At 65.8% G+C, this 11,556-nt stretch carries 11 protein-coding genes; 8 read left to right on the top strand and 3 right to left on the bottom strand.

All coding sequences use genetic code 11. The annotated features are described in order from the left end of the window. From RSW2DRAFT_RS00800 to RSW2DRAFT_RS00790, 3 genes are all read right to left on the bottom strand, one after another. Complete coding sequence (locus RSW2DRAFT_RS00800) at positions 1 to 297, bottom strand: c-type cytochrome (RefSeq protein ID WP_008027075.1); 297 nt, start codon at positions 295 to 297, stop codon at positions 1 to 3. Further along, positions 290 to 1,093 carry a uroporphyrinogen-III C-methyltransferase gene (cobA, locus tag RSW2DRAFT_RS00795; RefSeq protein ID WP_008027073.1) on the bottom strand — a complete coding sequence of 268 codons (804 nt, stop codon included), beginning with the start codon at positions 1,091 to 1,093 and terminating at the stop codon, positions 290 to 292. The genes RSW2DRAFT_RS00800 and cobA overlap by 8 nt, the downstream gene beginning before the upstream one ends. A 74-nt stretch (positions 1,094 to 1,167) precedes the next feature. Further along, positions 1,168 to 2,928: a nitrite reductase gene (locus RSW2DRAFT_RS00790; protein ID WP_008027070.1), complete on the bottom strand. Its 1,761-nt coding sequence runs from the start codon at positions 2,926 to 2,928 to the stop codon at positions 1,168 to 1,170. Positions 2,929 to 3,078: 150 nt separating this feature from the next. Between RSW2DRAFT_RS00790 and RSW2DRAFT_RS00785 the strand changes: the two genes are divergently transcribed. From RSW2DRAFT_RS00785 to RSW2DRAFT_RS00750, 8 genes are all read left to right on the top strand, one after another. Continuing rightward, positions 3,079 to 5,097 carry a NosR/NirI family protein gene (locus RSW2DRAFT_RS00785; RefSeq protein WP_008027068.1) on the top strand — a complete coding sequence of 673 codons (2,019 nt, stop codon included), beginning with the start codon at positions 3,079 to 3,081 and terminating at the stop codon, positions 5,095 to 5,097. Between the two features lie 3 nt (positions 5,098 to 5,100). Beyond that, positions 5,101 to 5,946, top strand: a complete 846-nt coding sequence (locus tag RSW2DRAFT_RS00780) for an FAD:protein FMN transferase (protein WP_008027065.1) — start codon at positions 5,101 to 5,103, stop codon at positions 5,944 to 5,946. A 103-nt stretch (positions 5,947 to 6,049) separates the two neighbouring features. After that, entirely contained in the window at positions 6,050 to 6,502 is a 453-nt protein-coding gene (locus tag RSW2DRAFT_RS00775) for a c-type cytochrome (RefSeq protein ID WP_008027063.1), read from the top strand. A 12-nt stretch (positions 6,503 to 6,514) separates the two neighbouring features. Beyond that, complete coding sequence (locus RSW2DRAFT_RS00770) at positions 6,515 to 7,879, top strand: cbb3-type cytochrome c oxidase subunit I (protein WP_008027061.1); 1,365 nt, start codon at positions 6,515 to 6,517, stop codon at positions 7,877 to 7,879. Between the two features lie 5 nt (positions 7,880 to 7,884). Continuing rightward, entirely contained in the window at positions 7,885 to 8,718 is an 834-nt protein-coding gene (locus RSW2DRAFT_RS00765) for a CbbQ/NirQ/NorQ/GpvN family protein (RefSeq protein ID WP_008027058.1), read from the top strand. Between the two features lie 8 nt (positions 8,719 to 8,726). Beyond that, positions 8,727 to 10,682 (top strand): nitric oxide reductase activation protein NorD, encoded by a 1,956-nt coding sequence (locus RSW2DRAFT_RS00760; protein ID WP_008027056.1) that lies wholly within the window; start codon positions 8,727 to 8,729, stop codon positions 10,680 to 10,682. Continuing rightward, positions 10,679 to 11,293 (top strand): cytochrome c oxidase subunit 3, encoded by a 615-nt coding sequence (locus RSW2DRAFT_RS00755; protein ID WP_008027055.1) that lies wholly within the window; start codon positions 10,679 to 10,681, stop codon positions 11,291 to 11,293. Before RSW2DRAFT_RS00760 ends, RSW2DRAFT_RS00755 begins: the two co-directional genes overlap by 4 nt. Continuing rightward, entirely contained in the window at positions 11,290 to 11,550 is a 261-nt protein-coding gene (locus RSW2DRAFT_RS00750) for a hypothetical protein (RefSeq protein ID WP_008027053.1), read from the top strand. The genes RSW2DRAFT_RS00755 and RSW2DRAFT_RS00750 overlap by 4 nt, the downstream gene beginning before the upstream one ends. The last annotated feature ends 6 nt before the right edge of the window (positions 11,551 to 11,556 follow it).

Genomic DNA, 11,556 nt, shown 5'->3' with positions numbered 1-11,556 from the left:
TCAGTCTTTCTTCAGATAATGGGCGATCCACAGCGCCTCGTCTTCGTTCAGCAGCGGTCGCCAGGGCGGCATCGCGGTGCCTGAAACCCCGTCCAGAATGATCGAGGCCAGGCCTTCGGCTTCGGCATGGGCCAGCGCCGCCCGGGTCAGTGGCCGACCCAGACCGCCCTTCAGCGTCATGCCGTGGCACGAGCCGCAGTCCTGCAACACCATGTTCTCCAACGCTTTCGCGCGGTCCGGCGCCACCTCGGCTGCGCAGGGCAGCGCCAGCAGCAGCAGGACCGGCAGGCTACGCATAAGCCGCCATCCCGGCGCCCTCGCAGGTCAGCGCCGCGGCCAGTGCGATGCTGTCATACAGCGCCACCACATGGCCGATCACGAACAGCACCGGCGCGTCGGGCTGCACCCGTGCCACATCGGTGGCAATGCAGCCGAGGGTGGAAACCAGCCGGGTTTCGCGCGGGGTGGTGGCAGCGGAAACCGCCATCACCGGCAAACCGTGCGGCATCCCGTGCCGCATCAGTTGAAAGGCAATCTCGGCAATGTTGGCCGCGCCCATATAGACCACCAGCGTGGTCTGCTCGCAGGCCAGCGACGCCCAGTCCAGATCCAGCGCCGCATCGCGGGCGCGGTGCCCGGTGACATAGCGCACCCCGGTGGCCAGCCCGCGATGGGTCAGCGGCACGCCGGTGCTGGCGGCACAACCCTGTGCGGCGGTGATGCCGGGCACATAATCGACGGCCACACCCGCACGGCGCAGGTCTTCGGCCTCTTCCGAGCCGCGCCCGAAGATCAGCGGATCGCCGCCCTTCAGCCGCGCCACCCGCAGCCCTTCCTGCGCCAGCGACACCAGCAGCGCGTTGATCGCCTCTTGCGGCAGCTTGTGGCATTTGGGCAGCTTGCCCACGTCGATCCGCCGCACGCTTTCGGGCACCAGCGCCATGATCTCGGGGCTGACCAACCGGTCATAGACCACCACATCGACGCTTCTTATCAGCCGCAACGCCCGCAGCGTCAGCAGTTCGGGGTCGCCCGGCCCGGCGCCGATCAGGTAAACCCGGGCAGTCGGGGCGGGATTGGACAGGTCTTTCATCGGGGTCACTCGCGGCAAAAGGGGGGTCGGGGCGGGCGGGGCATCGTGCGCCCCGCCCGCCACCTTGGGACAGATCAGTAGATGTCGCCCCGGGTGTTGAAGACGTTGAACTTGCCGGTCGGCGTGATCAGCCGCGGATCCTTGATCACCGCCTTCAGCTCCAGCGTCTTGTCATCGACCACGACGATGGCCGACACCTTGTCCTTGGCATTCCAGACCGAGAACCAGACCTCGGTGCCGGCGCTGTTGAACTCGGGCTGCACCACGCGCGGCTGGCCATCGGTGATCCCGGCCCATTCGCCGATCGGCAGGGTGACGATTTCCGGATCGACATCCGCCGCCCCCATCTTGTCGATGCTGAACACCGCCACCGATCCCGAGGTTTCGGCATCGGGGTTCAGCGTGGCATCGACGTAAAGGTGGTTCGAGTTCGGGTGGGTCTTGATGAACAGCGACCCGCCGCCCAAGGCGTAGAAGCTGTCAACGATCTTCCAGGCCAGATCGGGATGGCCTTCGGGGTCGGTGCCGATCAGCGCCACCGATTCGTCGCCCAGGTGGCTGGTTGCCCAGACCGGCCCGAACAGCGGATGCACAAAGTTGGCCCCGCGCCCCGGATGCGGCGTCTGCCCGCCGGTTTCGGTGATCGCGGCCAGCTTGCCTTCCTTGGTGTCGATCACCACCAGCTTGCCGCGGGCGTTGGCGGCGGTGATGAAATAGCGCTTGGTGCTGTCAAGCCCGCCGTCGTGCAGGAAGCGTTCGGCTTCGATCTCGGTGGTTTTCAGGTTCTTCAGGTCGGTATAGTCCACCAGCAGCACCTTGCCGGTTTCCTTGACGTTGATGATGAATTCCGGCCGGTAGTGCGAGGCCAGAATGGCCGCCACCCGCGGTTCGGGGTGATAGATCTGCTCGTCGTAGATGTTGCCGCGGGTCGAGACGATCTTCAGCGGCTCCAGCGTGTCGCCATCCATGATCACGAACTGCGGCGGCCAGTAGTCGCCGGCGATGGCGTATCTGTCCTCGTAGCCCTCGAATTTCGAGGTCTCGATCGAGCGGGCTTCCATGCCGACCTTGATTTCGGCCACCGGGCCGGGAATTTCCATCCACAGGTCGATCATCACCACCTTGGCATCGCGACCAATCACGAAAAGATAGCGCCCCGAGGCGGAAATCCGGCTGATATGCACCGCATAGCCGGTGTCGATCACCGTCTTGATCTCGTAGGTATCGCCGTCGATCAGTGCCACCTGGCCGGCATCGCGCAGCGTCACCGAGAACAGGTTGTCGATGTTCCAGTCGTTCAGCTTTTCTTTCGGCCGGTCTTCGGGTTTGACGATGACCTTCCAGCTTGCCAGCATGTCGGGCATGCCCCATTCCGGCGGTGCCGGCGGTTCCAGCAGCAGATAGCGGGCCATCAGATCGACCTCGGCTTCCGACAGCGCCCCCGAGGTGCCCCAGTTCGGCATGCCCGCAGGCGAGCCATAGGTGATGAAGCTTTGCAGGTATTCATAGCCATTGGCGCGGGTGATGTCGGTGGTCAGCGGCTTGCCGGTGGCCCCCTTGCGCAGCACGCCATGGCAACCGGCGCAACGCTCGAAGAAGATCTTGGTGCCTTGGGTGAATTCTTCCTGCGTCATCACCGGATCACCGGGTTTGCGGCCGGGGATTTCGGCATTGATCTCGGCCAGCGTGGTCATGCTGGGCTGATAGGCGGCGGCTGGTCCGTCGGCGTGGGTCGGCGGCTTTTCCTGGGCCGCGGCGACGCCGGCAAACAAGGAAATCGCCAAAGCGGCGCTGGATAGCAGCGCGGATCTGGCGTGAAAGGCTTGGGGTGTCATGGCAATTCTCCGTTCCGCTGGTGAGGCTGGCTGCACCATGCGCCCCACCCCGCCACGGCTCCTTGACTTTCGTTAAGGCAGAAAGATTGTCGGATGCGCAGGGTGGCCTTGGGTCGAACGGCCCCCACCCCCGGCGCCCAAGGTGTCCTGATGCGATGTCTGCCCCTGCTTGCGTTCTGCCTGAGCCTGCTGGCAGGCCCGCTGGCCGCAGGCGGTCTGCCGGTCGGCACCATCAGCATTACCGCCCCCGGCCCGGAGCTTGCGGCAGAGCTGCTGGCGGTGACAGGGCCAGTGCAGGTGATCCGGCAAGAGGCGGGCGTGCCCGGCTGGGATGTGCAGGCGGCGGGCAAGACCCTTGGCCATCTGGCCTCGACCTGGGAGGTGGCGGGGTCAGTCGGCTATTCGGGCCGGCCGCTGGATGTGCTGGTGGCCGTCTCGCCGCAGGGCCGGATCGCCGGGGCGCGGCTGATGCAGCACAACGAACCGGTGCTGACGCTGGGCATCTCGGATGCCGATATTGCGGCCTATGTCAGCGGCTTTGCCGGTTATGACCTGACCGCGCCACCGGGAACCGGCCTGCACCAGCCCGGCCTGCCGGACGTGATTTCGCGCGCCACCGTATCGACCGGCGTCATCCGCGACGGCATCCTGCGCACTGCCCGCACCTTGGCCATTGGCCGCGGCCTGATCGCCGCAGGCGGTGGCATCGACCGGCTGGGCTTTCAGGAAACCGACTGGCCCGGCCTGCTGGCCAGTGGTGCGCTGGCCGAAGTGCGGGTGTCGATGACCGAGGCCGCCCGCGCCCTGGCCGGTGCCAAGGTGCCGCTGCAACCGGGCGATGCGCCGTTCCTGCAGCTTTGGGCCGGGCTGATCGACCCGCCGACCGTGGGGCAGAACCTGCTGGGGCAGCAGGCCTTCACCCAGGCCATCGGCAATCTTGGCCCCGGCGAGACGGCCTTGCTGCTGATTTCGCGGGGGCTGCACTCGCCGCGCGGCACCGATTGGCGGCAGTCCGGCGTGTTTGACCGCATCTGGATCGTGCAGGGCGAGGTGCGGCATCAACCGACCGAGGCCAGCTTTCAGATGATCAAGCGGCTGCGTGCGACCGGCGCGCCGGAAGTCAAGGAAATCAGCCTGTTCCGCCTGCCCGCCGCCATCGACCCGCTGCGCCCGTTCCGCATCGAGGTGCAGGCCAGCCGCCCCACCGCCAGCGGCGAAATGTCGATGCTGATCGCCACCGACTACAGCCTGCCCGACCGTTTTCGTCTGGCCCCGCCGCCAGAGCCTGCGCCGCTGTGGCGCGCGATCTGGGATGCCAAGCGCATGGAAACCGCCGTGGTTGCCGCCATGCTGGCGGTGCTGACGCTGATCCTTTTCGCGCAGGACTGGATCACCCGCCGCCCGCGGCTGTGGCGCGCCGGCCGGATCGGCTTTCTGCTGACCACGCTTGTCGTCCTGGGCTGGGGGCTGAACGGCCAGTTGTCGGTGGTGCAGGTGATCGCCTTCCTGCACGCGCTGCTGACCGGCTTTCGCTGGGAAACCTTTCTGATCGAGCCGGTGATCTTTCTGCTGTGGGGCTTTACCGCGCTGGGCATGCTGTTCTGGGGCCGTGGCGTCTATTGCGGCTGGCTGTGCCCGTTCGGCGCCTTGCAGGAACTGCTGAACGATGCCGCCGTGCGGCTGGGCATCCGCCAGATTGCCGTGCCGCAGGGTCTGCACGAACGGCTTTGGGTGATCAAATACACCGCCTTTGTCGGCATCTTGGCGCTGTCGTTCTATTCGATGCACGACGCGCTGATTGCCGCCGAAGTTGAGCCCTTCAAGACCGCAATCAGCCTGCGGATGCTGCGAGCCTGGCCCTTCGTGCTGTTCGTGCTGGTGCTGCTGGCGGCGGGGCTGTTCATCGAGCGGTTCTACTGCCGCTATCTGTGCCCGCTGGGGGCGGCCATCGCCATTCCGGCCAAGCTGAAGATCTTCGACTGGCTGAAGCGCCGCCCGCAATGTGGCCGCGAATGCCGGCTGTGCGAGACGAAATGCACGGTGGGCGCGATCGACCCGCTGGGCCGGATCAATGCCAACGAATGTGTGCTGTGCCTGCGCTGCCAGGTGATCATGAACGATGACGCCACTTGCCCGGTTCTGAAACGCCGGGCGCGGACCGAAGGGTAGGCCATGAACCGTCGCCGCTTTCTGACCATCACCGCCGCCGCCCTGGCCACGCCGCTGCACGCCGAAACCCAATGGCAGGGCCGGGCGCTGGGGGCCATGGCCAGCATCCGGCTGGCAGGCCCGGCCCCACAGACCGCGCGGCTGTGGCGCAAGGTCGAGGCGGAACTGGCGCGGATCGAGGACCACTTTTCGCTGTATCGCGACTCGGCCCTGACCCGGTTGAACCGCGATGGGCGCTTGCCTTACCCCGATCCGCAGATGCTGGCGTTGATCGCGCTGGCGGGCCGGGTGCATGCCGCCAGCGGCGGTGCCTTTGATCCGTCGATCCAGCCCCTGTGGCTGGCCACCGCGCTGGGGGGCGATGTTGCGGCGGCCCGTGGCCTGACCGGCTGGCACCGGCTGCGCGCCGATGCGCTGGAATTGCGGCTGGACCCCGGCATGGCGCTAACCTTCAACGGCATCGCCCAGGGTCATGCCGCCGACCGCATCGCCGCCCTGCTGCGCGCCGAAGGTTACGGCGCGGTGCTGATCGACATGGGCGAGATCGTCGGCCTTGGCGACACCTGGGATGCCGCCGTGGCCGACCCTGCCGGGGTCGAACTGGCCCGGCTGCCGCTGCGCAACCGGGCGCTGGCCACCTCCAGCCCGCGCGGCACGGTGATCGGGGCGGGCCAGCCGCATATCCTGCACCCCGACGGGCGGGCGGCGCAGTGGTCAACCGTTGCCGTTTCGGCGGCTTCGGCGGCGCTGGCCGATGCGCTTTCCACCGCCTGCTGCCTGCTGACCCGGCCACAGATCGACGCGGCATTGGCGGCCTTTGCCGATGCCCGGCTGGAGGCGCTGGCCTGAGCCCGCAACTTTCCTGACCGGCAATTGACTTTCGTTAAGGCTGACCGGCCCGCCCCCGACCACAACGGACCCACCTGAAACCGCTACGGGAAGGATAAGCGCAATGCGCGAAGTCATGACCAAGAGCATGGCCCGCAACATCTTTTACGGCGGGTCATTGTTCTTCATCCTCATCTTCATCGGGCTGGCATGGAACAGCCACCGCTACATCGTCACCACCTCGACCGCCGATTCGCCGCTGACCGACAGTGTCATCGCCGGCAAACGCATCTGGGAGAACAAGAACTGCGTCAACTGTCACACCATCCTGGGTGAAGGCGCCTATTTCGCGCCCGAACTGGGCAATGTGATGACCCGCTGGGGGGTGCAGGACGATCCTGACGCCGCCTTCGAGATGCTGAAAGCCTGGATGCAATCCATGCCAAGTGGCATCGAGGGCCGCCGTCAGATGCCGCAATTCAATCTGACAGACGAAGACTACCGCAACGTTGCCGACTTCCTGCTGTGGACCAACAAGATCCGCACGCAAAGCTGGCCGCCGAATGATGCGGGCTGAAGGAGAAAAACCATGAAATATCATACACAAAAGATCGCGCTGGTCTATTTCGTCGTGGCCATGGCGCTGTTTGCGGTGCAGGTTTCGGTCGGGCTGATCATGGGGTGGGTCTATGTCGCGCCCAACTTCCTGTCGGAAATCCTGCCGTTCAACGTGCTGCGCCCCTTGCACACCAACAGCCTGATCGTCTGGCTGCTGCTGGGCTTTTTCGGTGCCGCCTACTATCTGATCCCCGAGGAATCCGAGCGCGAGATTCACTCGTCCAAGCTGGCATATCTGCAACTGGGGATCCTGGTTCTGGGCACGCTGGGGGTGGTTCTGACCTATACCTTCAACCTGTTCGAAGGCAATTTTCTGCTGGGCAAAGAGGGGCGCGAGTTTCTTGAGCAACCCAAATGGGTCAAGCTGGGCATCGTCGTCGCCGCGCTGATCTTTCTTTACAACGTCACCATGACGGTGCTTGCGGGCAAGAAAACCGCCATCACCAACATCCTGCTGCTGGGCCTTTGGGGGCTGGCGCTGCTGTTCCTGTTCGCCTTCTACAACCCCGGCAACCTGGCGCTGGACAAGCAATACTGGTGGTTCGTCGTCCATCTGTGGGTCGAAGGCGTGTGGGAGCTGATCATGGCCGCGATCCTGGCCTTCCTGATGCTGAAGCTGACGGGGGTGGACCGCGAGGTGGTGGAGAAATGGCTTTACGTCATCGTCGCCACCGCGCTGTTCTCGGGCATCCTTGGCACCGGCCACCATTACTACTGGATCGGCACGCCGGGGTATTGGCAGTGGATCGGCTCGATCTTCTCCAGTCTGGAAATCGTGCCGTTCTTTGCGATGATGTCGTTTGCCTTCATCATGGTCTGGAAGGGGCGGCGTGACCATCCCAACAAGGCCGCACTGCTGTGGAGCCTTGGCTGTGCCGTGCTGGCGTTCTTTGGCGCGGGCGTCTGGGGCTTTCTGCACACGCTGCACGGGGTCAACTTCTACAGCCACGGCACCCAGATCACCGCGGCGCATGGGCACCTGGCGTTCTATGGCGCCTATGTCTGTGTCAACCTGGCGATCATCACCTATGCCATGCCGAACCTGCTGGGGCGTGACCCCTACAATCAGGTGCTGAACATGGCGTCGTTCTGGCTGATGTCGGCGGGGATGGTGTTCATGACCGTGACGCTGACCTTTGCCGGAGCGCTGCAAACCCACCTGCAACGGGTGAACGGCGAGGCTTACATGGACGTGCAGGATCAACTGTGGATCTTCTACGCCATGCGCTTTGGTGCCGGTGCCGCGGTGGTGCTGGGGGCGCTGTTGTTCATCTACTCGGTGATGGTGCCGCGCCGCGAGATCATCACGCCACGCCAGACCATGCCGGCGGAGTGATGCAGATGGATGGAACCACAAACCTGAAGGGGGCGGCGCAAGCCCCCTTCCACCTGACGCAGGGCGACGCCCCCTTCTACTTGCCGCAAGGCGATGAATGTGCGGTGTTTCGTGCCGCGTTCGAAAACCGGCTGCCGGTGCTGCTGAAAGGCCCAACCGGCTGTGGCAAGACCCGCTTTGTCTCGCATATGGCCGCCACGCTGGGCCGGCCGCTTTATACCGTGGCCTGCCACGACGATTTGTCCGCCGCCGACCTGATCGGCCGCTATCTGCTGAAGGGCGGCGAAACGGTCTGGGTCGATGGCCCGCTAACCCGTGCGGTGCGCGAGGGGGCGATCTGCTATCTGGACGAGGTGGTTGAAGCCCGCAAGGACGTGACGGTGGTGCTGCACCCGCTGACCGACGACCGCCGCATCCTGCCGATCGACCGCACCTCGGAAGAACTGGAGGCCGCACCGGGCTTCATGCTGGTGGCAAGCTACAACCCCGGCTACCAGAACATCCTGAAAACCCTGAAACCTTCGACCCGGCAACGCTTTGTGGCGCTGGAATTCACCTTTCCGCGGCCCGAGCACGAGATCCCGGTGGTGGCGCGCGAAAGCGGGCTTTCGGAAGACCGGGTGCAACCGCTGGTGCGTCTGGCGAACAAGCTGCGCGCCATGAAGGGGCAGGATCTGGAAGAGGGCGTCTCGACCCGGCTGGTGATCTATACCGCCACGCTGATCGCGCAGGGCATGGCCGCCGACCGTGCCATTCTGGCGGCGATGATCGAACCCTTGACCGATGATGCCGATACCAAACGCGGGCTCCTCGATCTTGTTGCGGCCGTTTTCGGGTGAGGCCGGCTGTGGCAACGATTGATCTGGAACCATGGGAACCCGAAGAAACCGTCGGGAAACTGTGGCACGCCTATGCCAGCCGTCTTGACAGCCTGCCTGTCCACGACGGAGCCCGTGTCGATCTGAGTGAGATCGGCGGACGGCTGGCAGTGCTTTTCCGCGGCCTGGGCGGCAGCCCTTCGGTGGAGATCAAGGCCACCGCCGACGAGGTCTCGCACCACCGTCTCAGCTTGCGCCGCTTTCTGGGCAACGCGACCGAGGCCACCCCGCGCAGCAGTTTCGACGGCGCGGCGCTGCGGCTGCCTGCGTCGCTGGCGGTGTTTCCCGCCCGTGAAGCCAACGCCGCCCTCTACCTGTGGTTGGCCGCCGCTGCCGCCCATGCCCCGGCGCATGACCCGCAAACCGACCCGCTGTGTGCCGATCTGGCCTGCCTGCGCGCGGCCTTGCAGATGGCCCGCCGCACCCTGGCCGAGGCCCCCGGCCTTCGCAGCCTTTATGCCGATCTCTGCACCGCCACCCTGGGCCTGCGCCAGACCCCGCACCTACCCGAGGCCGAAGCCACGGTCGAGGCCGCGATCCGGCATCTGCTGGGCGATGCGGCCCCGCTTGGGCCCAAGGCAGACCGCATGGTGCAGGCCATCGGATCGGGTGATTACTCCGCCTACCGCGCCCCGCGCCGCTATCGCCCGTTCCGTCCGGTGGCGCTGTGGCCCGACCTGCGGGCGCCCGGTTCTTCGCAGACCACCGGCGTCGAAAGCCGCGCCACCGAAGGCACGCCCGAGGAAGGCGAGGGCAACCGCAGCCACCGCGCCAAGCGTCGCGCCGCCGATCAGGCCGAGCGCAACGACAGCTTCATCCTGCACAAGTTCGAGGCGATCCTGTCCTGGGCCGAGTTCATCAACCTCAACCGCCGGGTCGAAGATGACGATACCGACGACGCCAAGAAGGCCGCCGACGATGCCGAGGAAATCGGCCTTGGCCAGATTTCCAAAGCCCCCGCCACCCGGCTGAAACTGCATCTGGACCTTGCGCCCGAAGACGTGGACCGCGAGGCGCTTTCCGGCATTTCCACCTATCCCGAATGGGACGTGCGGACCGGGGCCTATCTTCCCGCCCATGTCCGGGTGCTGACCTCCGATATTTCCCCGGTTCTCAGCACGCCCCCGTTTCGGGACGATCCGCGCGCGAGCGCCCGTATCCGCGCCGTCAAACGTCAGTTCGAGGCTCTGCGTCCTGCCCGAATTTCGACCACTGGCCACCCTGACGGCGACGAACTTGATACGGACCGGGCGGTGCGCGCGCGGGTCGATTTTTATGCGACGGGGCAGGGGGATGACCGCATCTGGCGGCAAACCCGGCCGCAGAAACGCGATCTGGCGGTGTCGATCCTGCTGGATGTGTCGCGTTCCACCGAATCGGCGGTGCCCGGCCATGGCCATGGTGGCCGCTCGGTGATCGACATCGAACGCGAGGCGCTGGCGGCGTTAAGCTGGGGTCTGGCGGCCTGCGGCGACGATTTCGCCATCCATGCGTTTTCCAGCCTGAAGCGCGACCGGGTCTATATCCAATGCGCCAAACGCTTTGGCGAGCCGATGTCGGACACCGTGGAACACCGCATCGCGGCGCTGAAACCCGGGTTCTACACCCGGCTGGGTGCTGCCATCCGCCACGCCTCGGTGGGTCTGTCCGAACAGGCGCGCAAGCGGCGGCTGTTGCTGGTGATCACCGATGGCAAGCCCAATGATCTGGACCATTACGAAGGCCGCCACGGCATCGAGGACAGCCACAAGGCGGTGCTGGAGGCCCGGCGGATGGGCCACGCGGTGTTCGGCATCACCGTCGATCGCGACGGCAAAAGCTGGTTCCCGCGGATGTTCGGCCAGGGCGGGTTTGCACTGATCCCGCAGCCGGAAAAGCTGACCCAGGCGCTGCCCGAGATTTACCGCCAGTTGGTTGGCGCATGACCGCGGCTTCCGAGTCCTGGCAGGCGCCGGCCCTTGAGCGCGAAGACCGCCCGCAAGGAAGGGATGAGCCGCCCTCGCCGTTCGACGATCTGCCCGGCGATCTGATGATCTGGGTGCTGATCGTGTCGGAACTCCTGGTGTTCGGCGCCGGTCTGACGGCGTTTCTGGCGGTCCGCATCACCGACCCGCAGGGCTTTGCCGAGGCGCAGGATCAGTTGCACCGCGCCATGGCCGGGGTGAACACGCTGGTGCTGGTGACCTCGGGCTGGTTGGCGGCCTTGGCGCATCGCGCGGCGCTGGCGGCACAAATCGCGCGGACAAGGGGTTTGCTGGCCGGCGCCGGAGCGTTGGGGCTGGTGTTCCTGCTGGTGAAAGCGCTGGAATATGCCGATGCCGCGGCGCAGGGGATCAGCACTGAAACCCATGCGTTCTTTACCTTTTACTACCTGCTGACCGGCTTTCATGCCGCCCATGTCGTGGCGGGCATCGCGCTGTTTGCGCTGGTCGCCGCCCGCCCGACGCCGCGCCCGGTGCAGGCGGTCACCGCCTTCTGGCACATGGTCGATCTGGTCTGGGTGCTGCTGTTCCCGGTGGTGTATCTGTTGCGATGACACGGGAAACCCGCACCTGGACCTTGCTGGTCGGCCTGTCGGCCCTGTCCACCCTGCTGGCCCTGCTGCTGCCGGACCTGACCGGCATCGGCCTGTGGCTGGCCGGGGCTGCGCTGCTGGCGCTGGCCTTTGCCAAGGCGCGGCTGATCCTGGCCGATTATCTGGGCCTAGCCGCCGCCCGGCCCTGGCTTGCCGGGTTTACCGGCGTGCTGGCGCTGCTGATGAGCCTGTGGCTGGTATTGCTGCTGGTGGCCTGACCGGCG

The sequence above is a fragment of the Rhodobacter ferrooxidans genome, from assembly GCF_000176015.1.
GTDB lineage: Bacteria > Pseudomonadota > Alphaproteobacteria > Rhodobacterales > Rhodobacteraceae > Pseudorhodobacter_B > Pseudorhodobacter_B ferrooxidans.
This window is presented reverse-complemented; position numbering and strand designations above follow the sequence as displayed.